Annotated in this window: 23 protein-coding genes; 18 read left to right on the top strand and 5 right to left on the bottom strand. The window is 73.6% G+C overall.

All coding sequences use genetic code 11. The features are described from left to right. Positions 1–42 precede the first annotated feature (42 nt). Together dnaJ and CP968_RS15830 are read left to right on the top strand one after the other, a co-directional pair. A complete protein-coding gene (dnaJ, locus tag CP968_RS15835; protein WP_150518632.1) occupies positions 43–1,230 on the top strand; it encodes a molecular chaperone DnaJ in 1,188 nt (395 codons plus the stop codon). A gap of 1 nt (position 1,231) precedes the next feature. Next, entirely contained in the window at positions 1,232–1,684 is a 453-nt protein-coding gene (locus CP968_RS15830) for a heat shock protein transcriptional repressor HspR (RefSeq protein WP_150518631.1), read from the top strand. Between the two features lie 66 nt (positions 1,685–1,750). On the opposite strand, the gene CP968_RS15825 is transcribed toward CP968_RS15830, so the two are convergent. Then, positions 1,751–2,749, bottom strand: coding sequence for a helix-turn-helix transcriptional regulator (locus CP968_RS15825; protein ID WP_150518630.1), 999 nt, complete (start codon positions 2,747–2,749; stop codon positions 1,751–1,753). A 377-nt stretch (positions 2,750–3,126) separates the two neighbouring features. Between CP968_RS15825 and CP968_RS15820 the strand changes: the two genes are divergently transcribed. Beyond that, positions 3,127–3,441: a Rieske (2Fe-2S) protein gene (locus CP968_RS15820; protein WP_150518629.1), complete on the top strand. Its 315-nt coding sequence runs from the start codon at positions 3,127–3,129 to the stop codon at positions 3,439–3,441. Between the two features lie 179 nt (positions 3,442–3,620). Here the strand turns inward: CP968_RS15820 and CP968_RS15815 are convergent, their stop codons facing one another. Next, positions 3,621–4,034, bottom strand: coding sequence for a pyridoxamine 5'-phosphate oxidase family protein (locus CP968_RS15815; RefSeq protein ID WP_150518628.1), 414 nt, complete (start codon positions 4,032–4,034; stop codon positions 3,621–3,623). A 148-nt stretch (positions 4,035–4,182) separates the two neighbouring features. On the opposite strand from CP968_RS15815, the gene clpB reads away from it, so the two are divergent. Together clpB and CP968_RS15805 are read left to right on the top strand one after the other, a co-directional pair. Then, entirely contained in the window at positions 4,183–6,768 is a 2,586-nt protein-coding gene (gene clpB / locus CP968_RS15810; protein WP_150518627.1) for an ATP-dependent chaperone ClpB, read from the top strand. A 146-nt stretch (positions 6,769–6,914) separates the two neighbouring features. Beyond that, a complete protein-coding gene (locus CP968_RS15805; RefSeq protein ID WP_150518626.1) occupies positions 6,915–7,460 on the top strand; it encodes a type III secretion system chaperone family protein in 546 nt (181 codons plus the stop codon). Between the two features lie 7 nt (positions 7,461–7,467). Here the strand turns inward: CP968_RS15805 and CP968_RS15800 are convergent, their stop codons facing one another. Then, positions 7,468–8,658, bottom strand: coding sequence for a hypothetical protein (locus CP968_RS15800; protein WP_229886774.1), 1,191 nt, complete (start codon positions 8,656–8,658; stop codon positions 7,468–7,470). Positions 8,659–8,878: 220 nt separating this feature from the next. Further along, complete coding sequence (locus CP968_RS15795; protein ID WP_373304103.1) at positions 8,879–10,069, bottom strand: pyridoxal phosphate-dependent aminotransferase; 1,191 nt, start codon at positions 10,067–10,069, stop codon at positions 8,879–8,881. Positions 10,070–10,195: 126 nt separating this feature from the next. On the opposite strand from CP968_RS15795, the gene CP968_RS15790 reads away from it, so the two are divergent. The 7 genes from CP968_RS15790 (at position 10,196) to fbaA (ending at position 17,133) form a co-directional block, all read left to right on the top strand. Next, the gene (locus CP968_RS15790; protein ID WP_150518624.1) at positions 10,196–10,492 is read left to right on the top strand and encodes a hypothetical protein; all 297 of its coding nucleotides are present in this window, start codon (positions 10,196–10,198) and stop codon (positions 10,490–10,492) included. A 382-nt stretch (positions 10,493–10,874) separates the two neighbouring features. After that, entirely contained in the window at positions 10,875–11,423 is a 549-nt protein-coding gene (locus CP968_RS15785) for a DUF2617 family protein (protein ID WP_150518623.1), read from the top strand. Positions 11,424–11,676: 253 nt separating this feature from the next. Then, entirely contained in the window at positions 11,677–13,320 is a 1,644-nt protein-coding gene (locus CP968_RS15780) for a polyamine aminopropyltransferase (protein WP_150518622.1), read from the top strand. Positions 13,321–13,404: 84 nt separating this feature from the next. Then, positions 13,405–14,400 carry an SRPBCC family protein gene (locus CP968_RS15775; protein WP_150518621.1) on the top strand — a complete coding sequence of 332 codons (996 nt, stop codon included), beginning with the start codon at positions 13,405–13,407 and terminating at the stop codon, positions 14,398–14,400. A gap of 40 nt (positions 14,401–14,440) precedes the next feature. Continuing rightward, complete coding sequence (locus CP968_RS15770) at positions 14,441–15,226, top strand: aldose epimerase family protein (RefSeq protein WP_150518620.1); 786 nt, start codon at positions 14,441–14,443, stop codon at positions 15,224–15,226. Between the two features lie 21 nt (positions 15,227–15,247). Next, the gene (gene pyrE / locus CP968_RS15765) at positions 15,248–15,787 is read left to right on the top strand and encodes an orotate phosphoribosyltransferase (protein WP_150518619.1); all 540 of its coding nucleotides are present in this window, start codon (positions 15,248–15,250) and stop codon (positions 15,785–15,787) included. A 323-nt stretch (positions 15,788–16,110) separates the two neighbouring features. Further along, positions 16,111–17,133, top strand: a complete 1,023-nt coding sequence (fbaA, locus tag CP968_RS15760; RefSeq protein ID WP_150518618.1) for a class II fructose-bisphosphate aldolase — start codon at positions 16,111–16,113, stop codon at positions 17,131–17,133. Between the two features lie 90 nt (positions 17,134–17,223). Here the strand turns inward: fbaA and CP968_RS15755 are convergent, their stop codons facing one another. Beyond that, positions 17,224–18,222, bottom strand: a complete 999-nt coding sequence (locus CP968_RS15755) for a ScbA/BarX family gamma-butyrolactone biosynthesis protein (RefSeq protein ID WP_229886775.1) — start codon at positions 18,220–18,222, stop codon at positions 17,224–17,226. Between the two features lie 383 nt (positions 18,223–18,605). Here CP968_RS15755 and CP968_RS15750 point away from each other — a divergent pair, with 383 nt between their 5' ends. From CP968_RS15750 to CP968_RS15725, 6 genes are all read left to right on the top strand, one after another. Continuing rightward, entirely contained in the window at positions 18,606–19,328 is a 723-nt protein-coding gene (locus CP968_RS15750) for an HAD family hydrolase (RefSeq protein WP_189828986.1), read from the top strand. A 102-nt stretch (positions 19,329–19,430) separates the two neighbouring features. Beyond that, a complete protein-coding gene (locus tag CP968_RS15745; RefSeq protein WP_150518617.1) occupies positions 19,431–20,204 on the top strand; it encodes an SDR family NAD(P)-dependent oxidoreductase in 774 nt (257 codons plus the stop codon). A 140-nt stretch (positions 20,205–20,344) separates the two neighbouring features. After that, positions 20,345–21,100, top strand: coding sequence for a ScbR family autoregulator-binding transcription factor (locus tag CP968_RS15740; protein ID WP_229886776.1), 756 nt, complete (start codon positions 20,345–20,347; stop codon positions 21,098–21,100). Positions 21,101–21,328: 228 nt separating this feature from the next. After that, entirely contained in the window at positions 21,329–22,114 is a 786-nt protein-coding gene (locus CP968_RS15735; RefSeq protein ID WP_150518616.1) for an AfsR/SARP family transcriptional regulator, read from the top strand. Between the two features lie 264 nt (positions 22,115–22,378). After that, positions 22,379–23,020: a flavodoxin family protein gene (locus tag CP968_RS15730; RefSeq protein WP_150518615.1), complete on the top strand. Its 642-nt coding sequence runs from the start codon at positions 22,379–22,381 to the stop codon at positions 23,018–23,020. Between the two features lie 162 nt (positions 23,021–23,182). After that, positions 23,183–24,367: a transaldolase family protein gene (locus CP968_RS15725; RefSeq protein ID WP_150518614.1), complete on the top strand. Its 1,185-nt coding sequence runs from the start codon at positions 23,183–23,185 to the stop codon at positions 24,365–24,367. The last annotated feature ends 582 nt before the right edge of the window (positions 24,368–24,949 follow it).

Genomic DNA, 24,949 nt, shown 5'->3' with positions numbered 1-24,949 from the left:
CGCACCACTGGAAGAAGCGGTACGGGAGGAGGGACACCGGGGATGAGCACGAAGGACTTCGTCGAGAAGGACTACTACAAGGTCCTCGGTGTCCCGAAGGACGCCACCGAGGCCGAGATCAAGAAGGCGTACCGGAAGCTCGCCCGCGAGTTCCACCCGGACGCCAACAAGGGCGACGCCTCGGCCGAGGAGCGCTTCAAGGAGGTCTCCGAGGCGAACGACGTCCTCGGCGACCCGAAGAAGCGCAAGGAGTACGACGAGGCCCGCGCCCTGTTCGGCAACGGCGGCGGCTTCCGCCCCGGGCCGGGCGGGGGCGGGGGCTTCACCAACTTCGACCTCGGCGACCTCTTCGGCGGGCAGCAGCAGGGCACGGCGGGCGGCGGCTTCGGCGGCGGCCTGGGCGATGTGTTCGGCGGGCTGTTCAACCGCGGCGGCGCCGGTGCGGGCCCGGGCACCCGGGCCCAGCCGCGCCGCGGCCAGGACATCGAGTCGGAGGTCACCCTCTCCTTCACGGAGGCGGTGGACGGGGCCACGGTCCCGCTCCGGATGTCCTCGCAGTCCCCCTGCAAGGCCTGCGCGGGCACCGGCGACAAGAACGGCACCCCTCGGGTGTGCCCGACCTGCGTCGGCACCGGACAGGTCTCGCGGGGCAGCGGCGGCGGCTTCTCGCTGACCGACCCCTGCGCCGACTGCAAGGGCCGCGGCCTGATCGCCGAGACCCCCTGCGACGTGTGCAAGGGCAGCGGTCGCGCCCGCTCGTCGCGCACGATGCAGGTCCGCATCCCGGCGGGCGTCTCGGACGGCCAGCGGATCCGGCTGCGCGGCAAGGGCGCACCGGGCGAGCGGGGCGGTCCGGGCGGCGACCTGTACGTGGTCGTGCACGTCGGCACCCACCCGGTGTTCGGCCGCAAGGACGACAACCTCACGGTGACCGTGCCGGTGACCTTCGCGGAGGCCGCCCTGGGCGCCGAGGTGAAGGTTCCGACGCTGAACGGGCCGTCGGTCACGCTAAAGCTGCCCCCGGGCACTCCCAACGGGCGTACGATGCGGGCCCGCGGAAAGGGCGCGGTCCGCAAGGACGGCACCCGCGGGGACCTGCTGGTGACGGTGGAGGTCGCGGTACCGACCGAGCTCTCGGACAAGGCCCGCGAGGCGTTGGAGACGTACCGCGAGGCGACGGCGTCCGAGGACCCGCGCTCCGCGCTGTTCGAGTCCGCGAAGGGAGCATGACATGGACGGCCGCCGCAGGAGCCACTACCAGCTCACGGACGAGACCCCGGTCTACGTGATCTCGGTGGCCGCCCAGCTCTCGGGCCTGCATCCGCAGACCCTCCGCCAGTACGACCGCCTCGGCCTGGTCTCCCCGGGCCGCACGGCCGGGCGCGGCCGGCGCTATTCGGCCCGGGACATCGAACTGCTCCGCACGGTGCAGGCGCTGTCCCAGGACGAGGGCATCAACCTGGCGGGCATCAAGCGGATCATCGAACTGGAGAACCAGGTCGCCGCGCTCCAGCAGCGGGTGGCCGAGCTCTCGGCGGCGGTCGACGGCGCCGCCGCGGTCCTACGCCAGCGCGAGGCCCAGGTCCACGCCTCGTACCGCCGCGACCTGGTCCCGTACCAGGCCCCGCAGCCGGGCAACGCCCTGGTGGTCTGGCGGCCGACTCCGAAGCGCCCGCTGGACTGACCGGCCCGCGCCGGCGACGGCACCGCGGAAGGCCCCGCCCGGGAACGTCCGGGCGGGGCCTTCGCGTCAGTCCCGGGGCTCCGGCAGGGCGCCCGAGACGCGGCCCAGGATGCCCGACTGGGCTATCAGGTAGCCGAGTTGGGCGCGGCTGCCGCTGCCCAGGGCCGTGGCCAGCTTGGCGATGTGGGCGCGGCAGGTGCGGACGTTCATGCCGAGGCGGCGGGCGATGGCCTCGTCGACGTGGCCCTCGACGAGCAGCTGGGCGATCGAGCGCTGGACGCCCGAGATGCCGGACGGCGTCGGGTCGTAGGGGATCTGCTCGTTGAGGGGGGTGGCCCGGCGCCAGAGCTGTTCGAAGACGCGGATCAGGTAGCGGACGAGGGCCGGGTGGCGGAGCTCCAGGGCGATCTGCTGGTCGTCGCTGGCCGGGATGAAAGCGACCGATTCGTCACAGATGATGAGGCGTTCGACCAGCTCCTCCAACGTCCGGATCTCGACCTTCCCGCTCGCCATGCGGTCCACGTACGCCATGGTGCCGCGGCTGTGCCGGACGGTGTGCTGGTAGAGGGTCCGCATGCTGACCCCGCGCCGGATGAGCGGCTGGTCCCGCTCGATCGCCTGGTTGAGTATGTTCTCGGAACGCCCGCCGCCCGGCTGGATGGTGAGCATTTCGGCCTGGCACTCGGCGGTGGCGACGTTGAGCGCCGCGTTGATCCTGTTGAATCCCTCCAGCACGGTGATCGCGTGGGTGGGCGCCGGCGTCAGCGCACTGATGGCCATGAATGGCTCAAACGCTTCGGTGAGCGCGATGGAGGACCGCCTGCGGTGCAGGATCTCCCGTTCCAGCGGATGCAGGCGCTGGGCCAGTGCCACCGAGGGGGGAACCGGGCGGAGCCAGTTGTCGTCGTCCGGATCAGGGTGCAGCAGCGCGAATTCCAGCAGGCAGGGCGTCTGCTCGACCTCCTCGCGGGCGATTCGGCCCGAGCTGAGCGCACTTGCGTACAGCTCGGCCCCGAGGTCGCACAGGTCCGTCACAGCATGGGGATGTGTCTGGTTTATGCGCATACTCGGCAAATCTCCCACCCCCAGGGTCCTGCATGTACAGGAACATGATGCATCGCCACGGTGGCAATGGCGTGGCTCGATCAGTCATCGTCTGAGATGCGGGGGAGAGGAATCCATCAAGTGAGGACAACGTCGACCATGTACAAGAAATTGCTTCGCTCGGTGGCTGCCATTGCTCTCTCTACGGCTGCTGCTGTCGGTGGAATCTCGCTCGCGGCCGGGGGCTGGGCGAGTGCGCCCGCCGACAGCGGCTGGGGGGCCGGTCCGACCGGCGTGAGCGACAGCGGCTGGGGCAGCGTCAAGGGCGACAGCGGGTGGGGGCCCGTCGTACCCAAGGACGACAGCGGCTGGGGCCTGGGTGGGAAGTCCGCGGGCGCATGACCCCCGACGACCGCGGGTTCCGCCGCGAAATGGCCTCTGCCTACCGCTCCGGCTGGCAGTTCATCGACCTCGCCACCGCGATCCCGTACGCCGGTGATTCGCTGATGGTCACCCTGTTCGGCCAGCCGATCGTCGTCGTGCGCGAGGAGGACGAGGACGTACGTGCCTACCGGTGCCTGCGCCGCCCGCGGGGCGCGCCGCAGCCCGTCCGCTGCGAGGTGCGTTACGGAATGGTCTTCGTCAACCTTGATCAGCGCGATCACCAGCTCTTCGAACCCGACATCACCACTGCCACCCCCCGCAGTGCCTGAAGCGATTCCCCCGTCTTTCCCGATCGCTCAGGCGCTTCCCCCACACAACGGCGCCATCGTGGACCTGACCACGATGGCGCCGTTGTGATGTCCGCGTCCAGTGTCGGACCGGACAAGTTGAATCCCGTTGGATTTCGCCGCGACGGCCGCGACGGCCGGCCCGCCGTCCCCGCCGTGCCTCAGGCGCGCCCCATCGCCCGGTCCAGGGTGATCTCCAGGACCACCCGGTCCGGATTGGGCGTCGGGACCCGCCCGTAGCGCTCCGCGTAGCGCGCTTCCGCGTCCGCGACCGACGCCCCGTCCGTGCGGACCACCGCGCGCCCCTCCAGGGTGGCCCAGCGGCGCCCCTGCATCTGGCAGACCGCGACCCGCGCCCCGCCCGGCTCCGCGCCGGCGGCCACCAGGATGTTGCGGACCTTCCGGCTGTGCCGGTTGCAGATCACCCGCGCGAGCCCGGCCTCCGGGTCGTACGTCACCCCCACCGGCACCACGTGCGGGGAGCCGTCGGGGCGGTGGGTGGTCAGCGTGCAGACGTGCCGCTCCCGCCAGAAGGCGAGGTACTCGGGCGTCGGGTTGAGTACGTCATGGGACATGGCCGAAGGGTACGCGTGCGGTACGCGGCGGTACGCGCCGAGTGCCCCGCGGAGTACCCATCTCCACCTTGAGTGGAATAGACTCAACTTTGCATACGCTGACTCTGTCAGAGTGAGTGAGTACCCCCTTCGGAGAGGAGCAGACGCAGTGGACGCCGAGCTGACCAACAGGAGCCGCGACGCGCTGAACGCGGCCACCAGCAGGGCCGTCAAGGACGGACACGCCGACCTGACCCCCGCGCACCTGTTGCTGGCCCTCCTCACCGGGGAGGAGAACGAGAACGTCATCGACCTGCTCGTCGCCACCGAAGCCGACCAGGCCGCCGTGCGCAGCGGCACGGAGCGGCTGCTCGCCGCCCTGCCCAGCGTCACCGGCTCCACCGTCGCGCCGCCGCAGCCCACCCGCGAGCTGCTGGCGGTACTGGCGGAGGCGGACGCGGAGGCCGGCAAGCTCGGCGACGAGTACCTCTCCACCGAACACCTCCTCATCGCCGTCGCCGCCAAGGGCGGCGCGGCCGGCGAGGTCCTTTCCAGCCAGGGCGCCAGTGCGAAGAAGCTGCTGGCCGCCTTCGAGAACGCACGAGGAGGACGCCGGGTGACCAGCCCCGATCCCGAGGGTCAGTACAAGGCCCTGGAGAAGTTCGGCACCGACTTCACGGCGGCCGCGCGGGAGGGCAAGCTCGACCCGGTCATCGGCCGCGACCAGGAGATCCGGCGCGTCGTACAGGTGCTCTCGCGCCGCACCAAGAACAACCCGGTGCTCATCGGCGAGCCCGGCGTCGGCAAGACGGCCGTCGTCGAGGGCCTGGCCCAGCGCATCGTCAAGGGCGACGTCCCCGAGTCCCTGAAGAACAAGCGGCTCGTCTCCCTGGACCTCGGCGCGATGGTCGCCGGCGCCAAGTACCGCGGCGAGTTCGAGGAGCGGCTCAAGACGGTCCTCGCCGAGATCAAGTCCAGCGACGGCCAGATCATCACCTTCATCGACGAGCTGCACACGGTCGTCGGCGCGGGCGCCGGCGGCGACTCCGCCATGGACGCGGGCAACATGCTCAAGCCCATGCTGGCCCGCGGCGAGCTGCGCATGGTCGGCGCGACCACCCTCGACGAGTACCGCGAGCGCATCGAGAAGGACCCGGCGCTGGAGCGCCGCTTCCAGCAGGTGCTGGTCGCCGAGCCGTCCGTCGAGGACACCATCGCGATCCTGCGCGGCCTCAAGGGGCGCTACGAGGCCCACCACAAGGTCGTCATCAACGACAGCGCGCTGGTGGCCGCCGCGACCCTCTCCGACCGCTACATCACCTCCCGCTTCCTCCCCGACAAGGCCATCGACCTCGTCGACGAGGCCGCCTCGCGGCTGCGCATGGAGATCGACTCCTCCCCGCTGGAGATCGACGAGCTCCAGCGCTCCGTCGACCGGCTGCGGATGGAGGAGCTGGCGCTGAACAACGAGTCGGACCCCGCCTCGCGCGAGCGCCTCGACAAGATCCGCAAGGACCTCGCCGACCGCGAGGAGGAGCTGCGCGGCCTGACCGCCCGCTGGGAGAAGGAGAAGCAGTCCCTCAACCGGGTCGGCGAGCTCAAGGAGCGCCTGGACGACCTGCGCGGCCAGGCCGAGCGCGCCCAGCGCGACGGAGACTTCGACTCCGCCTCGAAGCTGCTCTACGGGGAGATCCCGACCCTGGAGCGCGAGCTGGCGGAGGCCACCGAGGCCGAGCAGGTCGCGGCCAAGGACACCATGGTCAAGGACGAGGTCGGCCCCGACGACATCGCCGACGTGGTGGGCGCCTGGACCGGCATCCCGGCCGGCCGGCTGCTGGAGGGCGAGACGCAGAAGCTGCTGCGCATGGAGGACGAGCTGGGGCGCCGCCTGATCGGCCAGGGCGAGGCCGTGCGGGCCGTCTCCGACGCCGTGCGCCGCACCCGGGCCGGCATCGCCGACCCCGACCGGCCGACCGGCTCGTTCCTCTTCCTCGGCCCGACGGGCGTCGGCAAGACGGAGCTGGCCAAGGCCCTCGCGGACTTCCTCTTCGACGACGAGCGGGCCATGATCCGCATCGACATGTCGGAGTACGGCGAGAAGCACAGCGTGGCCCGGCTGGTCGGCGCGCCGCCCGGCTACGTCGGCTACGAGGAGGGCGGCCAGCTCACCGAGGCCGTGCGCCGCCGCCCGTACAGCGTGGTCCTCCTCGACGAGGTCGAGAAGGCGCACCCGGAGGTCTTCGACGTCCTGCTCCAGGTGCTGGACGACGGCCGGCTCACCGACGGGCAGGGCCGGACGGTGGACTTCCGCAACACCATCCTGGTCCTCACCTCCAACCTGGGCAGCCAGTTCCTGATGGACCCGCTGACCGCGCCCGAGCAGAAGAAGCAGCAGGTCCTGGACGTGGTGCGGGCCTCCTTCAAGCCGGAGTTCCTCAACCGCCTCGACGACCTGGTGGTCTTCTCCGCGCTCAGCGGCGAGGAGCTCGCCCACATCGCCGAGCTCCAGGTCGGCCGGCTCGCCCGGCGGCTCGCCGACCGCCGCCTGACCCTCGACGTCACGCCCGAGGCCCTGGCCTGGCTGGCGGACAAGGGCAACGACCCGGCGTACGGCGCCCGCCCGCTGCGCCGGCTGATCCAGACGGCGATCGGCGACCGCCTCGCGAAGGAGATCCTGTCCGGCGAGGTCCGCGACGGCGACACCGTACGGGTCGACGTGGCCGGCGAGGACCTGCTGGTCGGCAAGGTCCTCTGAGATCCGGGCCCCGGCCCGGCCGCGCCCCCGGAGCACGCTCCGGGGGCGCGGCCGTGTCCGCCCGGAGCGGATCGGGGCGCCGGGGGTGGACACGGAAGGGGCGCGATGGGGGAGGATGCAGGTATCCGCACGAAGGGAAAATCACGGTGAGCATCGACCCGGCCTCGATTCCGAACTTCGGAGGGCAGCAGCCCGATCCGCAGGCCACAGGACCGGCGGGCCCCGTCGTCCCCGACCAGGATCTGGTCAAGCAGCTGCTGGAGCAGATGGAGCTCAAGTACGTCGTCGACGACGAGGGCGACCTCGCGGCGCCGTGGGAGGAGTTCCGCACGTACTTCATGTTCCGCGGCGAGGACGAGCAGCAGGTGTTCTCGGTGCGGACCTTCTACGACCGCCCGCACAAGATCGACGAGAAGCCGCAGCTCCTGGAGTCGATCGACGACTGGAACCGCCGCACCCTGTGGCCGAAGGTCTACAGCCACACCCACGACGACGGCTCGGTCCGCCTGATCGGCGAGGCGCAGATGCTGATCGGCACCGGCGTGAGCCTGGAGCACTTCGTGTCCTCCACGGTCAGCTGGGTCCGCGCCTCCATCGAGTTCGACAAGTGGCTCGTCGAGCAGCTCGGTCTGGAGCAGGACGTGGACTCCGCCGGCGGCGACGAGGACAAGAACGGCGACGGCGACCAGTAGTCGCCCGTCACAGCGGTACGCGCGCCACGAGCAGCAGGTAGAGCCCGTAGCCGTAGGAGAGCCCGGCCAGCCCCGCGGTCACCAGGACCGCGGTGCGCGGCCGGGCTCTCGTCATGACGGCGGCCACCGGCAGCAGCAGCGGGAACGCCGGGAGCAGGAAGCGGGGCTTGGACTCGAAGAAGCCGGCCCCGCCGAAGGTGATCAGCAGCAGTATCCCGGTGTACGCGAGCAGCGGCAGCGGGGTCCGGTCGAGCAGCAGCAGGACCGCGAGCAGTCCGGCGGCGGCCAGCAGGACCACGGTCACGGTGGTCGCGAGCGGCACGTGCCCGCCGGTCAGCACCTGTTCGGCGGAGCGCAGCGCCCCGGCGCCGAAGTCGAAGCGGGAGCCCCAGCGGCGCTGCACGGTGAAGTAGCCGCCGAGCGGGTCGCCCGTGCGCACCCCGACGGCCAGCAGGTACGCGGCCCAGCCGGCCGGTGCCAGCAGCACGGCCAGCCACACCCCGGGCGCGCGGGAGCGGCGCACGAGGATCGCGTGCAGGGCCGCGGCGCAGACGGCGGCCGCGACGGCCAGGCCCGTGGGCCGGGTCAGCCCGGCGAGGACGGCCAGACCGGCGGCCCGTGCCCAGTCGCCCCGCAGGAGGGCGTGGAGGGCCCATGCGGCGAGCGCGGCGAGCAGGGGTTCGGTATAGGCGAGGGTCAGCACCACGGAGTGCGGCAGGGCCGCCCAGAGGCCGACGAGGAGCAGCCCGGCGCGCGGGCCCAGCAGCCGTTCGCCGATCCGGAAGATCCCGAGGGCGGCCGCGCCCGCCGCGACCCAGGCGATGAGGAGGGCGGCGGGCAGCAGTCCGCCGGGCAGCACCTGGGAGACGAGCCGGATCAGCACCGGGTAGAGCGGGAAGAAGGCGTAGTCGCTCTGGACGGAGCCGGTGCCGGCGAGGCCGTCGGCCCACATCTGGGTCCGGCCGTAGCCGTGGCCGGCGATGGCGAGGTACCAGACGGAGTCCCAGGAGGCGCCGAGCACCTTGACCGGGTCCCGGCCGGCCCACCAGGACCCGAGGGCGAGCACCAGCACCCCGGCGCCGCGGACGGCCGCGAACACGCCGAGCGCGAGGACGGTCACGGGGGCCGCGGACCGGACCGCCCTGACCGCGCGGATCTCCAGGGGCGACGCGGACACCGCGACTCGGCCCGTTGCCATGTATGCCGACTTCCTGCGCTGCGTGAGGACGCCCATCGTTCGATGGGAGCTTCGGGCACGTTCGAGCGGTCAGCTTCACACCGGCCCGACGCGCCCCGCAACCACCTCCGGGAGCCGGTGTCGCGGCGTCGCCGGAACCTCACGGCCGGGTCACCCGCCGGACACCGCCCGGCCAGACCCGCCGGTGCGGCGGCGGGTCCCTGCCGGGTCCGGGCGGGGGTCAGAGCCGGCGGAGCCGGGCCACGGCCTCCTGGAGGACCTCGGTCTTCTTGCAGAAGGCCCAGCGGACCAGGCTCGCGCCGGCGGCCTTGTCGTCGTAGAAGACCTGGTTCGGGATGGCGACGACCCCGCAGCGTTCGGGCAGGGAGCGGCAGAAGGCGAGGCCGTCCTTCTCGCCGAGCGGGGTGATGTCGGTGGTGATGAAGTAGGTGCCGCGCGGGCGGAAGACCTCGAAGCCCGCCGCCGCGAGCCCGTCGGCCAGCAGGTCGCGCTTGGCGGTGAGGTCGGCGCGGAAGGTGTCGTAGTAGGCGTCCGGGAGGGCGAGGGCCTCGGCGATCGCGTACTGGAAGGGGCCCGAGGCGACGTAGGTGAGGAACTGCTTCGCCGAGCGGACGGCCGTCAGCAGCTCCGGCGGCGCGGTGACCCAGCCGACCTTCCAGCCGGTGAAGGAGAAGGTCTTGCCGGCGGAGGAGATGCAGACGGTGCGCTCGCGCATGCCGGGCAGGCCGGCGAGGGGGGTGTGGGCGCCCTCGAAGACGAGGTGTTCGTACACCTCGTCGGTCACGACCAGCAGGTCGCGTTCGACGGCGAGTTCGGCCACGGCGGCCAGCTCGGCGGGGGTGAGGACCGTGCCCGTCGGGTTGTGGGGGGTGTTCAGCAGGAGGAGCCGGGTGCGCGGGGTGACCGCGGCGCGCAGTTCGTCCAGGTCCAGTGTGAAGGCCCCGGCGTGCGGGCGCAGGGTGACGGGGACGCGGACGGCGCCGGCCATCGCGATGCAGGCGGCGTACGAGTCGTAGTACGGCTCCAGGGCGATCACCTCGTCGCCCGGTTCGAGGAGGGCGAGGAGGGCCGCGGCGATGGCCTCGGTGGCGCCCGCGGTGATCAGGACCTCGGTGTCGGGGTCGTAGGACAGGCCGTAGAACCGCTGCTGGTGGGCGGCGACGGCGGCGCGCAGTTCCGGGACGCCGGGGCCGGGCGGGTACTGGTTACCGAGTCCCGTGAGGACCGCGCGGGAGGCGGCTTCGGCGATCTCGGCCGGGCCGTCGGTGTCGGGGAAGCCCTGGCCGAGGTTGATCGAGCCGGTGCGGGCGGCCAGGGCCGACATCTCCGCGAAGATCGTGGTGCCGAAGGGCGCGAGACGGCGGTTGAGGTGGGGGCGGTCACTGTTCACGGATGTGCTCATGGGCGCCATCCTGCGGGGAAGCTCTGGACTTGCTCAAGTGTGCTTTGGCCCGGGCGGCCCGAGGGAATCCCCCTGGCACGCGGGCGCGGGGGCCCGCCCCCCGGGAGGACCGGGGCGTCAGAGAGGGGGACGGACATGACGTTCGTCTTCGTCGGAATCCTGCTGGTGCTGGTGTTCGTGCTGATGGTCGCCTTCGTCATGACGATGGCGTTCCGCTCGTTCAAGAGCGGCTTCTCGGGTCGTGGTCGCGGTCGCGGTGGCGGCAGCAGTGACGGTGGGGGCGGCGGCGGGAGCTGGTGGGCGGGGGACAGCGGGTCGTCGCACTCGCACTCCCACTCGTCCTGCGGCTCCTCGTCCTCCTGCGGATCCTCCTCGTCCTGCGGGGGGTCGTCTTCCTCCTGTGGCGGCGGCGGGGGGTGCGGCTCCAGCTGACGGTCCCGTCGGCGGGGGCGCCCCGGTGCCGTGCCGCACGGGGCGCCCGGTGCCGTGCCGCACGGGGCGTCGGGTGCCGTGCGGGCGGGGGCGTCCGGTGGTCCGGAGCCCCTCCGGCGCCCTCGCGTCCGGCCCTGCACGGCGGCGCGCGGGACGCAACTTGTTGAACACGTGAACTGCGTAGCCCCCGGGGGGATGTAAACCCCGTCAAGTTGGGTAAAAACGCTGTGAGCGCCGTGCCTTTCATGATTCCCTCGGTTGAGTAGACCAGTCCTCGGACCTCCCTGGACTTCCTGTGGACCCGTGCCGGTGTCCCCCCACCCGTTGACTACCGCTGGCGGGCTCCGGCCCCTCTCCCCTCGCGCGTTTGCGGAGCCGACTCATGCTCACGACCCTCCAGACCTCCTATACCGACACGCGTGCCGCCGACCTCGCCTGGGCCCTGGGTCGGGAGCGGCTGCCCGCCCTGGCCGTACTGAACCTCGAACTGGATGGCGCGAAACTGGAGTTGCGGCTGCTCGGGGCCTCCCACCAGGTGCTCCTGGAGGAGGGCGAGGTGCTCTGCTCGGAGACGGTCGCCTGCATGCCGGGCAGCAGCACCCCGCTGCCGCTCGGCGTGGCCAAGCGGGTGGGCGACTGGGAGTACGAGTTCGCCGCGCGGGTCGAGACCCTGACCCGAGGCTCCTTCGCCGGGCGGGCCCAGGAACTGCTCGCCCTGGTCGCCGACCACCCGAACGGGCTAGCGGGCACCTTCCCGGGAAGTCCGCACGCCTTCACCGCGATGCTCGCGCAGCGTTACGAGGGGCAGGTGCGCTGGCGGACCTGGCACGCCTACCCGCAGGAGGGCCAGCTGGTGGCGACCCGGACCCGGGTCGGCGTCCGCATGGGCGCGACGCCGGCCCCGACGTCGGAGGCCCCGGTACTGCGCTGACCGCGCCGGTACCGCGCTGCCGGCCCGGGCGGCGGCGCCGGTGCGACGACGCCGGGTGCGCGGGCCGGTGCGTCGGGCGTCGGCGGTGGGGTGGGCCCGGGGGCGTGGTGGGTGTCGAGGGCGCGGTGGGGCGCTTCGGGGCTTCCGGGGCGCGGGAGTTCTCGTGTGGTTGCTCCAACTGGCCCGTCCCGTACGCCACTTGCACCCATGTGGGTGACAGGGTGTGAGCGGGACGTGACGTACGGTTCGCTTCATGATCGACCGTTCCGTCCCGCGCCGGGTGCTCCCGGCTCCGGAGCCGCGCGGCGCGGTGACCGTCCCGGCCGCCCTGCCCGTACGGCCCCGGACCGGCCGACTCCTCGTCCTGGCCACCGTGTTCGTCTGCGCCGCCTGCGGGCTCGTGTACGAGCTGGAGCTGCTCGCCCTCGGCTCCTACCTCATCGGCGATTCCGTCACCCAGGCGTCGGTCGTCCTGTCCGTCATGGTCTTCGCCATGGGCGTCGGCTCCCTCCTCGCCAAGCGGTTCCGCACCGCCCCCGCCTTCGGCTTCGCGGCCATCGAGGCCGGGCTGGCCCTGCTCGGCGGGCTCTCGGCCATGGCCCTCTACGCGAGCTTCGCCTGGCTGGGGGAGTCCCGGCCGGCCCTCGTCGCGTTCTCCTTCGCCATCGGCGTGCTCATCGGCGCGGAGATCCCCCTGCTGATGGTCCTCATCCAGCGCATCCGCAGACAGGACGCGGGCGGGGCCGTCGCCGACCTGTTCGCCGCCGACTACGTGGGTGCGCTGGTCGGCGGCCTGGCCTTCCCGTTCCTGCTGCTCCCGCTGGTCGGCCAGCTCACCGGCGCCCTGCTCACCGGCACCGTCAACGCGGTGGTGGGCGGCGGGCTGGTGCTCTGGCTGTTCCGCCGCGACCTGAGCCGCCGCGCCCGCTGGGTGCTGGTCGCCGCCAACGTCTGCGTGCTGGCCGTGCTCGCCGCCGGAACCCTCCTCGCCGACGACTTCGAGCGCATCGCCCGGCGCGCCGTGTACGGCGGGGAGGTGCGCGTCGCCGTCCAGACCGGGGTGCAGGAACTGGTGCTCACCGGGCCGCCGACCGGCTCCCCGCGCTCCCTGGACCTGTACCTCGACGGCCGGCTGCGGGTCAGCGGCTACGACGAGTACCGCTACCACGAGGCCCTGGTCCATCCCGCCATGACCGGACCGCACGCCCGCGTCCTGGTCCTGGGCGGCGGCGACGGGCTGGCCGCCCGCGAGGTGCTGCGCTACCCCGACGTCGCCTCCGTCACCGTCGTCGAGCTCGACCCCGGCGTCGTGCGCCTCGCCCGCACCGACCCGATGCTCTCCGCGCTCAACGGCGGGGTGTACGGGGACCCGCGCCTGGGCGTCGTCAGCGAGGACGCCTTCCACTGGCTGCGCGGGGCCGCCGCCCGCGACCGGTTCGACGTCATCGTCTCGGACCTCCCCGACCCGGGCATCACCCCGAGCACGAAGCTGTACTCGCAGGAGTTCTACGGGCTGGCCGTCCGCGCCCTGCGTCCCGGTGGCCGGATCGCCGTGCACGCCGGCCCCCTCGCCGTCCGGCCGCGTTCGTACTGGACCGTCGAGTCCACCCTGCGCGCGGCCGGCCTGCGGACCGCCCCCTACAGCGCGGGCGGCCGCCTCTCGGGCTTCGCCGCGGGCCCCGACCGGGCCCCCACCGGGGCGGACGACAGCGCCCCGCCGCAGGACTGGGGCTTCGTCCTGGCCTCCCGCGAGCAGGTGCCCCCGCTGTACGTGAACCCCGACACGCCGGGGCTGCGCTCGTTGTCGACGGCCTCCCTGCGGGACGCCGCGCGCGACGTGGAGCGGACCCGGCCGGCCGGACTGCCGCCCTCGACGCTGCCGCACCCCCGGTACTGAGCGGGCCGCCGCCGAGCGGGTCGCCGCGGGCCGCGCGGTCCGGGTTGATGACCCGGTGCGGGTCTCGTCGGTAGGCTCGGCCGCATGGAGCATCAGGTGTTCGTTCCGGTATCCGCAGACGATCTCCGCGCCGCCCTGCGCGACCCCGCCCGTCTGGCCCGGTCCGTGCCGGGCCTCCAGCAGGACGCCGACGCCGCGTCCGGGCCGCTGGCCGGCCGGCTGCGCATCCGGGTCGGCGGCCACACCGTGACCTACCGGGGCGCCCTGACCGTCACCGAGCACGGCCCCGACCGCTTCGCGGTCGCGGGCGAGGGCGTCGAGGTGCGGGGCCACGGCGCCGTGGAGGTCTCGCTCGACGTCCGGCTGACGCCGGTGGACGGCGGCACCCGGCTGGACCTCACCGCCGGGGGCGCGGCCGACGGGCGGGCCGCGGCCTTCACCCCGGAGGCCACCGCCACCGCCGTGCGCCGGCTCCTGGACCGGACCGCCGGGTACCTGGCTGTTGCGGACGCGGACGACACCGCGGGCGGGGACGGGGGCGGCACCGCGGGCGCGGTCGGGCCCGCCGCCGTTTCCTCCGGGGCAGCCCGGCCCGAGCCCGGGTCCGAGCCCGAGCCCGGCTCCCGGCCCGGGGCCGGGTCCGCACCGGGGTCCCAGGACCCGCTCGCGGAGGACGCCGACCCCGTCGCCGAGGGCGAGGGCGAGGAGGCGGCCGGCGGTGGTGCGGGCGCCGGGGACGGGGACATGGGCGGGGACGAGGGCGCGGACGTCACCGAGGTCACCGCGTCCGTCTTCGAGACCGAGGTCCCCCCGCCGACCCTGGACCCCTTCCTGGCCGGCGGGTTCGACGCGGTCGACGGAGGCCCGCGGCCCCCCGCCGAGGCCGCCCACGCCCGCCGCACCATGATCGGCCGCAGTGCCGAGGAGGTCGACCACGCGCCGCCGCGCGGCCGCTACGCCCCGGTCCCCGCACCCGGCGCCGGCACGGCCGGCGACAGCCTGCGCTGGCTCGCCCCGGCCGCAGCCCTCGCCGTCGCCTCGGCGGTGGTCCTCGGCCGGGCGCTGCGCCGCCGGCGTTGAGCTCCGCCGGTCCGCCCGCCCGCGCACTAGGGTCGGCGGCATGAGTACGCAACTGAGCGCCGGCGGCGCCGAGGTGACCGTCGACCAGGAGAACGGCTGCCGGATCAGCAGCCTGCGCATCGACGGGACGGAGCTGCTGCGCCAGGGCCCCGCGTACGGGGCCTTCCCGATGGTGCCGTGGTGCGGGCGGACCGAGAACGGCCGCTTCCGCGACGGCGGCACCGTCCACCAGCTGCCCGTCAACCACCCGCCGCACGCCATCCACGGATTCGGCCGTGACGCCGCCTGGCGCCGGGTCCGCGACACCGGCACCGAGGCCGCCTTCACCTACGACCTCGCCGAGCCCTGGCCGTACCCCGGCCGGGTCACCCAGAGCGTCGAACTGTCCGCCGACGCGCTGACGCTGACCATGGGCGTCGAGACGTACGGGGACTCCTTCCCGGCGCAGGCCGGCTGGCACCCCTGGTTCCGCCGGACCCTCGACGGCGGCCCGGAGGCCCGCCTCGGGTTCGCCGCCGCCTGGCAGGAGGAGCGCGGCGCCGACCACCTCCCCACCGGCCGTCGCATCGATCCGGAGCCCGGCCCCTGGGACGACTGCTTCGGCATGCCGGAGGGGGTCGACGTCACCGTCACGTGGCCCGGCGCGCTGGAGCTGCGGGTCACCAGCCGGTCCGAGTGGGTCGTCGTCTACGACGAGGACCCCGAGGCCGTCTGCGTGGAGCCGCAGTCCGGGCCGCCGAACGGCCTGAACACCCTTCCGCGGCTGGTCACGCCCGTGGACCCGCTGGAGATCTCCACCACGTGGACCTGGCGGCGGCTCCCGTAGCGCGCACTTAAGCTCGGGGGCATGACTGACGTACGCGATGCGCTTCTGCAGCAGATCAAGGACAAGGCCGTCGTGCACGGCAAGGTGACGCTCTCCTCCGGGATCGAGGCCGACTACTACATCGACCTCCGCCGGATCACCCTGGACGGCGAGGCGGCCCCGCTGGTCGGTCAGGTCATGCTCGACCTGACCGCCGAGCTCGACTTCGACTGCGTCGGCGGTCTGACCCTGGGCGCCGACCCGGTCGCGACCTCGATGCTGCACGCCTCCGCGGCGCGCGGCGGCCGGCTCGACGCGTTCGTCGTCCGCAAGGCGCAGAAGGCGCACGGCATGCAGCGCCGCATCGAGGGCACCGACGTGAAGGGCAAGCGCTGCCTGGTGGTCGAGGACACCTCGACCACCGGCGGTTCCCCGCTGACCGCCGTCGAGGCGGTCCGCGAGGCCGGCGGCGAGGTCGTCGCCATCGCCACGATCGTCGACCGGGGCGCGGCGGACGCCATCGCGGCCGCGGGCATCCCGTACCTCACCGGCTACCGGCTCGGGGACCTCGGCCTGGCCTAGGCCGTCTCCTTCGGACCGTGCCGCCCCCGGGCGGTGTCCGCTCCTTGGTACGAGGGGCGGGCGGGCGGTGCGAGTCCCGGCCGACCTGGGGCCGCCGCACGTGGTGACGAAGGTCCTCCGGATTCCTGAAATCTGCTCTGACCTGCTCTTTTACCGGCCGCCGGGATGTTTCACGTGAAACGTCCCGGCCCGTTCGGCCCGCCGGGGCCGACAGCCGGGGTGGAGTGTCGCGCGGAGTCTGGAAAGATAGGCGTGACGATGACGTCGCCCCCAGGTCAGGGCCCGCAATAAGCACACTCCCCGCACATCCAAGGAGCGGACAGATGCCCATCGCAACCCCCGAGGTCTACAACGAGATGCTCGACCGGGCGAAGGCAGGCAAGTTCGCCTACCCGGCCATCAACGTGACCTCCTCCCAGACCCTGCACGCCGCGCTGCGCGGCTTCGCGGAGGCCGAGAGCGACGGCATCATCCAGATCTCCACCGGTGGTGCGGAGTTCCTGGGTGGCCAGTACAACAAGGACATGGTCACGGGCGCGGTGGCCCTGGCGGAGTTCGCGCACATCGTGGCCGCGAAGTACGACATCACCGTCGCGCTGCACACCGACCACTGCCCCAAGGACAAGCTGGACGGTTACGTCCGCCCGCTCCTGGAGGTCTCCGCCGAGCGCGTGGCCCGCGGTCTGAACCCGCTCTTCCAGTCGCACATGTGGGACGGTTCCGCCGAGACCCTGGCCGACAACCTGGCCATCGGACAGGAGCTGCTCGCCAAGGCCGCCGCCGCCAAGATCATCCTTGAGGTCGAGATCACCCCGACCGGCGGCGAGGAGGACGGTGTCAGCCACGAGATCAACGACGAGCTGTACACCACCGTCGACGACGCGATCCGCACCGCCGAGGCCCTGGGCCTGGGCGAGAAGGGCCGCTACCTGCTGGCCGCCTCCTTCGGCAACGTGCACGGCGTGTACAAGCCGGGCAACGTCGTCCTGCGTCCCGAGCTGCTGAAGGACCTCCAGGCCGGCGTGGGCGAGAAGTACGGCAAGCCCTCGCCGTTCGACTTCGTCTTCCACGGCGGTTCGGGCTCCACGGCCGAGGAGATCGCCACCGCGCTGGAGAACGGCGTCGTGAAGATGAACCTCGACACCGACACCCAGTACGCCTTCACCCGCCCGGTCGTGGACCACATGTTCCGCAACTACGACGCGGTCCTGAAGGTCGACGGCGAGGTCGGCACGAAGTCCAAGTACGACCCCCGTACGTGGGGCAAGTCCGCCGAGGCGGGCATGGCCGCGCGCGTCACCGAGGCGTGCGCGAACCTGCGCTCCACCGGTACCAAGCTGAAGTAGCGCGCCCCGCTCCACCGGGCAGGACACCGCCGAGGGTCTGCCGGTCCCCCCGGACCGGCAGGCCCTTCGGTCGTCGCGCGGGCGGTTCCCTCAGCGGGGAGGGCCGCCGGCGCCGACCGGCTCGGTGCTCACGAACGCCTCGAAGACCTGCTCGCCGTCCTGGGTGCCGGTCACGCGCACGGGGCGGGTCCCCGCGTCGCCCAGTTCCGTCGGGGCGGGCTCGGCGCGGATCCACAGCGGGCTGCCGAACTCGGCGTAGCGCTGGTAGGTGCTGATGACGGAGACGGGCAGGACGGCGGCTCCGTCGTCGGCGAGGGCCACGGCGGCCTGCCGGGCGGCCTCCAGGAGGACCATGCCGGGCAGGTGGTCGCCGGTGTGGTCGAAGAGCACCGGGTGGCGGGTGTCGTAGCGCAGCTGCCAGAGGTCCGGGCGGGAGGAGCCGGCCAGCACCACGTCGAAGGGCGAGAGCCGGCCGACGGCCGCGGGGGCGAGCGGGGTCGGCGGGAGCGAGGCCACCGGCTCCTTGGCGAGCTGTTCGGCGCGCAGCCGGCGGTAGACGGCGGGCGAGGTGACGTTGTAGCCGACGCGTCCGGTGGCGACGACGAGGCCCCGCTGGCGGATCACCACCTCGTAGCCGAGGGCGGTGAGGCGGTTGCCCCGGCGGCGTATCTCGGGGCAGGTGACGGTGAGGTCGAGTTCGGCGGGGGCGCTGCCGATGACGAGGTGCTCGGGCACGGTCGAGTATTCGAGCGACCAGAGCAGGAACTGGTGGCCGAGCGGCACGTCGAAGGCCTCGTGGGCGAGGTACGAGCCGACCTGGCGGATGGTCTCGGCGATCAGCATCGGGTCGTAGTGGGTGCCCCCGATGGGGGTGAAGAAGCTGTGCCCGCGCGGCCATTGGGCGGTGATGTGGAAGCGCTCGGGTGCGGGGCGGCACATGCCGGTCAGGAACACCTCGGCGACGGCCGCGCGGTGGACGAGCGCCCTGGGAACCGTGGTCGTCAGCCCGTCGTCCGACCGGGCCGGGCAGGCACAGGGCTCGGTGGCGGCAGGGTTGATGAATTCCATCGGTTCCAGGGTCGTGAACATGAAGTCCCTCGTCATCATGGCCGAATACAACAAACTTCGATTGTCGGCAAAGTACGTACTTCAGGGTTTGATTACCTCTCAGATCATTACCCGAGGAACCCCGGCCCGTCCGTACAGAGTGATGCAGGCCACATGCGGAATGCCTTGCATCCTGGTCGAGTTGTGAAGATTACCCAGGTCAGAGCGGTTTTGCGAAGTGGATGCCGCTCCCGTCCGCAGAGTGGGCGGCATCGTACGCTCGAACCTGCATCCGGTATCTTTCCATGGCGGAGCGGCGCACGTACTGATGGGTATTTTCCGGGGGGTTCATCGGTCACGGCGGCTGAATCTGCCCGAAAACCGTCTTTAACCGGCCCCCGGCCCCGTCTCACGAACGGAGTGCCATGCAGCCCCTGAGGCACCTGCGGCTCGTCGCCCTGAACATCGACGGCGTCCTGCTCAACGACACCTTCAGCCCGGTCATCCACGGGTTCATCACCCGTCGGGGCGGCTCCTACGACGGAGACGTGGAACGCGGCATCTTCTCCCAGCCCCGCGCGGTCGCCGCGCTGGCCATGGCCGAGGCGGCGGGAGTCGACTGGAGCGCGCAGCGCGTGCTGGAGGTCTACTTCGAGGAGCGGGCCGCCTACCTGGCCGAACACCCGCTGCACGTGCTCGACGGGGCCGAGGAACTGCTGCACCGGCTGCGCGCCCTCGGGCTGCGCACCGTCTGCTACGGCGGCCTCGGCAAGGAGCACTTCGACCACTACCTCGGTCACCTGGCGCACCTCTTCGACGGCCCCGGCTACGTCTGCACGGACGCGTTCCGCCCGGGCCTGCGCGAGATCACGGCCGAGGTCTTCGGCCTCGACCACGGCCAGGCGCTCTTCGTGGACGACGTGGCCCGGGTCGCGCAGGCCGCCCTGGACCTCGGAGCCCCGTTCATCGGCCACCCGAGCCCCTTCGAGCACGGCTTCCAGGGGCAGCAGATGCGGGAGCTGGGCGTGCGCCACCTGGTCGGCTCGCTCGGCGAGATCGACGAGCGGCTGCTGCGCACGGTGGACGACGAAGCGGCGCGCGCGGCGGGCGCGGACAGCGGCGGCCCGGTCACGGCCGGCGCCGCCTGAACCACCGGGGCCCGCGCGCGAGCGGGACCGGCACGACGACGCACACGGCACGACGACGCACACGGCACGGACGCACACGGCGACAACGGCAAGGGGACGAGCATGCAGGGGCAGCGGCAGGGTCTGCTGGAGGGGAAGGTCGCTCTGATCACCGGGGCGAGCAGCGGCATCGGCGCCGCCGCGGCCCGGGTCTTCGCGCGGGAGGGTGCGGCCCTCGTACTCGTCGCGCGACGCGAGGAGCGGCTGGCCGCACTGGTCGAGGAGCTGCGCGAGCAGGGCGCGCGGGCCCGGTACGCGGTGGCGGACGTGACCGTGCGCACCGACGCCGAGGCGGCGGTGGCCGACGCGGTCGAGGCCTTCGGGCGTCTCGACTGCGCCTTCAACAACGCGGGATGGGGACTGGGCCGCACTCCGCTGCACGAGATGGACGACGACCTGTACCACCGGATCATGGACGTCAACGTCGGGGGAGTGTGGAACTTCCTGCGCCCCGAGATCGCCGCGATGCTGGAGACCGGGGGCGGGTCGATCGTCAACAACAGCAGCGTGGGCGGGCTGCTGGCCACGCCGGTGGCGGCGCCGTACGTGGCGGCCAAGCACGCGGTCGTGGGCCTGACCAAGGCCGCCGCCGCCGAGTACGCGGCCCGCGGCATCCGGGTCAACGCGGTGGCGCCGGGCACCACGCGGACCGAGGTGGTCCAGGAGTGGTTCGCGGCGGTGCCCGGCATCGAGGCCCAACTGCACGCGGGCACGCCCCAGCCGCGGACCGCGGAGCCGTACGAGATCGCCGAGGCCGCGGCGTGGCTGTGCAGCGACCGGGCGTCGTTCGTCACAGGTGTCACGATGCCGGTGGACGGCGGGTTCACGATGGTGTGAAACTACCGACGGGAACGTACCCGTAGGCATGTAAATGTCGGGGTACGGGGGGAGGGTGGGAGTCAGGGAACTCACCCACCGGCTGCCGGGGGACTCTCAGCGCAGCGGCATGGCGGACGGGGGCAGAGAGGGCTCGGCACATGAGGACAGAACGACCCCAGGTCAAGCAGGACCGCGCGGTGCGCACGCGCCAGGCGATCCTGGAGGCGGCGGCGCTGGTGTTCGAGGAGCGGGGCTACGAGGCGGCCAAGCTCTCGGACATCGTGAACATCGCCAAGGTGACCAAGGGCGCGCTCTACTTCCACTTCGACTCGAAGGAGCACCTCGCGCAGGCGGTGATCGACGCCCAGGTGGCGTCGGCCCCGGACGCGGCGCCCCAGGAGTACAAGGTGCAGGAGTTCGTCGACGTCGGCATGATCTTCTCGCACCGGCTGCGGCACGACCCGCTGATGCGCGCCAGCGCCCGGCTGACGCTGGACCAGACGACCCTGAGCCTGGACCGGGCCTCCCCGTACGCGGCGTGGATCGAGCTGCACGTCTCCCTGCTGACGGAGGCCAAGGCCCGCGGTGAACTGATGTCGACGGTCGACCCGGCGGTCCCCTCGCGGCTGATCGTCGGGTCGTACGCGGGGCTCAACGTGATGGCGCAGATGCTCGAACTGGACCTGGACGAGCAGGTGTCGGCGCTGTACACGCACGTCATGCCGAACGTGGTCGTGCCCTCGCTGGCGATCCGGCTCGACACGGCCCCGGGCCGCGGGGCCCGGGCGCTCTACGGTCCGCAGGGGACGCACCCCTGTACGTACGGCTGCGCGTCGGGCATCCCCGTCCTCGCGACGGAGGACGGGGACGCCGACCCGCGGGCGGCCGCGACCGCGGCCGAGGCCGGCGCCTGAGGGGCTCGGCGGGACCGGCCGGCCGGGGCGTGCGCGTCCGCGACCCGCAGCCGGAGCGGAGCCCCGGACCCGGACGTCCCTGAACGGGGGCTCCGGGCCCGGGGCTTCCGCGTGTCGGGGGTGCTCCGGAGCGGTGCGGGCGGGCGCTTGTTGCGAAAACATCCTTCCGGGTACTATTTTTCAGAGGGTCAGCGGCGCTGAGTCCTGCCCGCCCAGGGGGAGAGAACTGTGGACATCGACGTACTCGGAGGGCTGCGCGTCACCGAGAACGGTGTGCCCATCGTGGCGCCCACCCCGGAGACCCGGCTCGTGCTGGCGGTCCTCGCCGCCCATGCCAACCAGGTGGTTCCCGTGTCCGTACTGGCCGACGAGCTGACGGGCCGGGTGCCCGCCGAGCACGCCCGGGCCGTCGTGCACTCGGCCGTGCGGGTCCTGCGCGAACAGTTGGCGGCCGCCCTGCACGCGGGGCCCCGCGCGGTACGTACCGCGGACACCGTGCTGCCCTCGGTGCCGGGCGGGTATCTTTTCGACACCGGAGGCGGCCGCTGCGACCTCGACGAGTTCGAGCGCGAGGCGGGCGCCGGCTACCGGGCCATGGCCCGGGGCGACTTCGAGGCGGCCGCCCGCCGCCTGCGCGGTGCGCTGGACCTGTGGACCGGCCCCGCCTTCGCCGGTGTGGACGCCGGACCCCGGCTCGGCGAGCGCATCGCCGCCCTGGAGGATTCCCGCCTCGCCGTCCTCGGGCAGTGGGTGGAGGCCGGGCTGTCCCTGGGCCGCCACCGCGAGCTGCACGCCGAACTGTCCGGGCTGCTGGCCCGGCACACCGGCCGCGAGCAGCCCGACGAGCCGTACCTCGCCGCCCTGCGGCGTTCCGGTCGGCGCGTGGGTTCGCTGCGGACCCTGCACGCGACGGCCGCCACGCTGGACGCGGACTCCGGCCGTGGCGCCTCGGTGGCCCTGCGCGCGCTGCGCCGCACCGTGCTGCTGGGCGCGCCGGGCGCGCGGTTCGCCTGACGGGCGCCGTGCGGGGGCGCGGGGCGGGGTTCGACGGGGGGGCGGATAGGGCATGTACATGACTTATTCGGAGTACGTTCATGGCGGACGGGCCTGCGCCCGCGCAGGATCCTGACTGCCAGGGGTGCCCAACTCCCTTAGCGGAAAACGGCGTTCGACCCCGAAGGCACCGCGAAGCGACGGCCCGGGCCGTCCGAATCCGGCCGCGGGCGGCGCCGCCTGGAGGCGGAGCCGGACGCGGCCCCTCCCGACCGGAGCGCACTGATGACGCAAGACACCGGGACCGGCACCCCGCTGGTGGTCATCGCCTACGACCCGCAGGGCGGCGGCGCCGCGGCCCTGGCGGCCGCCGCCCGCGACGGGGCCGGCGAGGAGGGCGTACGGGCCGTCCTCGCCGACGTCGCGGCGATGGGCGAGGACGGCTGGGCCCTGCTGGACGAGGCCGACGGGATCGTGTTCGGGGCGCCCGCCCACGCGAACGGCGCCTCCGCGGCCTTCCGCGGCTTCGCGGAGGAGAGCTCCGGCCGCTGGGCGGCCCGGGTCTGGGCGGACAAGGCCGCCTCCGGCTTCGCGACGCCCGGCCACCCGTCCGGGGGCGAGCTCGGCGCGCTGCGCTACTTCTCCGTCCTCGCCTCGCAGCACGGCATGCACTGGGTCGACCTGGACCTCCCGCCGGCGTGCCTCTCGCCCTCCGGAGCGGGCGCCGGTTCCGCGTTCGGCCCCGGTTCCCTGTCCGGATTCGGCCCCGGCTCCGGCCCGGGAGCGGCGGGCGCCGCGGCCTGCGGAGCGGCCCTGGTCGAAGCCCGGGAGACGGTCCGCCACCTGGGCCGCCGCGTGGCCCAGGTGGCACGCCTGCTGCGCGCCCGCGACACGGGCACGGCGCCGCCGGGCGTGCTGGCGGGCTGACGGAGCGCTACCTGCCCTGTGGGGGAGGGGAGTTGACGGACTCTCCGACGCCCTGGTGCCGCCCGGTGTGGCGCGACGCACAATCCCGTCCATGCGTACTCCCCTCGTCACGGAGCCCGGGGCCCCGGAGGCCGCCGCGCCCGACCCGGTCGGCTGAGCGCGGTGGCAGCCCGCGACCTGCCGCAGGACGGGAGCGTCCTGCGCCGGCTGGCGGCCGAGGGCGTGTCCCCGTGGCTGGACGGCATCGGCCGGTCCGCCCTGGACGCGGGGGAGTTCGACCACCTGGTCGAGGTCGCCGGGGTGCGCGGACTCCTGTGCGGGGTGGAGTCCGTACGGGAGGACCTGCTCCGCACCGGTCCCCGCCTCCCGGAACGACTCCCCGGCTCGGCAGAGGCGTTGGTGGAGGAACTGCTGGCCGCCGACGCCCGCCGGGCCGGCGGGGCACTGCTGCGCCTCCTCGGACCCGACGGCATGGTCGCGGTGCCCGTGGCACCCTGGCACCGGAGCGCGGCGGCGCAGGTCGCGGCCGCGCGGGCGCTCGCCCACCGCGTCGGGCGGCCCAACGTGCTCGTCGGCCTGCGGGCCACGCCGGAGGGGCTGGCCGCGGCCGTCCGCTGCCTCGGCGAAGGGCTGGGCGTCTACTGCGGGCCGGTGTTCGGGGTGACGGCGTACGAGGCCGTACTGGAGGCCTGGCTGACCGGGCTCGACCGGGCGCACCGGGCCGGTCTGGACCTCGGCCGGATCGCCTTCGCCGCGGAACGCCGCCTCCCCGCCCCGGTGGCCGAGGCCGAAGCGGCGGCCCGGCTGCTGCACGCCTGCGCCGACCTGCGCTACGACGACCCCCGCTGGCCCGCCCTGGTCGCGGCGGGTGCGCGCCCGCACCGGCTGCTGTGGAGCGGCTTCGACCCGGCGACGGCCGCCGTCGCCGTGCCCGGGCTGGTCGGCTGGGGCACCGGCGTGGTGCTGTCCGCCGAGGCCCTGGGGCCGGTCGCCCGGGAGGCGGTGCTGCGCGGCGAGACGCTCGGCGGCGCCGGCGGGCACCTACGGCGCGAGCTGGCCCGCGCCCGCGGGGGCCCGGCCCGGGCGCGGGAGGCGCGGGCGGCCGGGCGCCACGAGCGGCAGGCGGCCGCCCGGTGGTCCCGGGCCCGCGCCCTGGCCGGCGTACGGATCGGGAGTACCGCGACGCGCCCTCACGCCCCGCTCCCCCCGGCCGCAGCGGCCCCGGCCGCCCCGGTCCCGGTCGCACCGGACCCGGCTCCGGCCACGACCGCCCCGTACCCGGTCGCAGCCGTTGCGGCCGCCCTGTACCGGGCCCCCTGGCCCCCGCCGTCCCCCCGGAGGCGGTGAGCTCGGACGGCCCGCGTGCCACGGCCCCGGGGCGCGTCGTTCCCCTCGTCCCGGTGGCCCGTGGCGGACCCGCCCGGTACGGATGCCAGCCTCCCGGCTGCCCGCCCCCGCGAGAAGGTGCCCGGGCCACACCCCCCACACCCCCCGACGGGTGCGAGCCCACCTCCCCGTCCCGCCCCGAAGCACACCCCGACCCGCACGCGACACGCCCCCGCCCGCCCGAGGGAGGACGCGGAGCCACGGCGGGGTGCCCCCACCGGCCGAGCGCGCGACCACCTCCGGGCCGGTACGTCCGACGGAGGGACGCGGAGCCACGGCGGGGTGCCCCCACAAGCCGAACGGGCAACCACCTCCGGGCCGGTACGTCCGACGGAGGGGTGCGGGGGCACGGCGGGGTGCAGCCACCGGTCGAACGGGCAACCACCTCCCGGACGCGTAGGACGCGGGCCCGCAGGTCCGACGGTGCGGAGGGGCGCGGGGGCACGGCGGGGTGCACCCACCGGTCGAACGGGCAACCACCTCCCGGACGCGTAGGACGCGGGCCCGCAGGTCCGACGGTGCGGAGGGGTGCGGGGGCACGGC

The sequence above is a fragment of the Streptomyces subrutilus genome (assembly GCF_008704535.1).
GTDB classification, from domain to species: domain Bacteria; phylum Actinomycetota; class Actinomycetes; order Streptomycetales; family Streptomycetaceae; genus Streptomyces; species Streptomyces subrutilus.
The sequence above is the reverse complement of the archived record's forward strand: the minus strand, read 5'-3'. Positions and strand labels throughout refer to the sequence as shown.

What these genes read in the sequence shown, in the direction of transcription:
- dnaJ (WP_150518632.1), top strand. Translation starts at nt 43, where the DNA reads ATGAGCACGAAGGACTTCGTCGAGAAGGACTACTACAAGGTCCTCGGT.
- CP968_RS15830 (WP_150518631.1), top strand. Translation starts at nt 1,232, where the DNA reads ATGGACGGCCGCCGCAGGAGCCACTACCAGCTCACGGACGAGACCCCG.
- CP968_RS15825 (WP_150518630.1), bottom strand. Translation starts at nt 2,749, where the DNA reads ATGCGCATAAACCAGACACATCCCCATGCTGTGACGGACCTGTGCGAC.
- CP968_RS15820 (WP_150518629.1), top strand. Translation starts at nt 3,127, where the DNA reads ATGACCCCCGACGACCGCGGGTTCCGCCGCGAAATGGCCTCTGCCTAC.
- CP968_RS15815 (WP_150518628.1), bottom strand. Translation starts at nt 4,034, where the DNA reads ATGTCCCATGACGTACTCAACCCGACGCCCGAGTACCTCGCCTTCTGG.
- CP968_RS15800 (WP_229886774.1), bottom strand. Translation starts at nt 8,658, where the DNA reads ATGGCAACGGGCCGAGTCGCGGTGTCCGCGTCGCCCCTGGAGATCCGC.
- CP968_RS15795 (WP_373304103.1), bottom strand. Translation starts at nt 10,069, where the DNA reads ATGGCGCCCATGAGCACATCCGTGAACAGTGACCGCCCCCACCTCAAC.
- CP968_RS15790 (WP_150518624.1), top strand. Translation starts at nt 10,196, where the DNA reads ATGACGTTCGTCTTCGTCGGAATCCTGCTGGTGCTGGTGTTCGTGCTG.
- CP968_RS15785 (WP_150518623.1), top strand. Translation starts at nt 10,875, where the DNA reads ATGCTCACGACCCTCCAGACCTCCTATACCGACACGCGTGCCGCCGAC.
- CP968_RS15780 (WP_150518622.1), top strand. Translation starts at nt 11,677, where the DNA reads ATGATCGACCGTTCCGTCCCGCGCCGGGTGCTCCCGGCTCCGGAGCCG.
- CP968_RS15775 (WP_150518621.1), top strand. Translation starts at nt 13,405, where the DNA reads ATGGAGCATCAGGTGTTCGTTCCGGTATCCGCAGACGATCTCCGCGCC.
- CP968_RS15770 (WP_150518620.1), top strand. Translation starts at nt 14,441, where the DNA reads ATGAGTACGCAACTGAGCGCCGGCGGCGCCGAGGTGACCGTCGACCAG.
- pyrE (WP_150518619.1), top strand. Translation starts at nt 15,248, where the DNA reads ATGACTGACGTACGCGATGCGCTTCTGCAGCAGATCAAGGACAAGGCC.
- fbaA (WP_150518618.1), top strand. Translation starts at nt 16,111, where the DNA reads ATGCCCATCGCAACCCCCGAGGTCTACAACGAGATGCTCGACCGGGCG.
- CP968_RS15755 (WP_229886775.1), bottom strand. Translation starts at nt 18,222, where the DNA reads ATGTTCACGACCCTGGAACCGATGGAATTCATCAACCCTGCCGCCACC.
- CP968_RS15750 (WP_189828986.1), top strand. Translation starts at nt 18,606, where the DNA reads ATGCAGCCCCTGAGGCACCTGCGGCTCGTCGCCCTGAACATCGACGGC.
- CP968_RS15745 (WP_150518617.1), top strand. Translation starts at nt 19,431, where the DNA reads ATGCAGGGGCAGCGGCAGGGTCTGCTGGAGGGGAAGGTCGCTCTGATC.
- CP968_RS15740 (WP_229886776.1), top strand. Translation starts at nt 20,345, where the DNA reads ATGAGGACAGAACGACCCCAGGTCAAGCAGGACCGCGCGGTGCGCACG.
- CP968_RS15730 (WP_150518615.1), top strand. Translation starts at nt 22,379, where the DNA reads ATGACGCAAGACACCGGGACCGGCACCCCGCTGGTGGTCATCGCCTAC.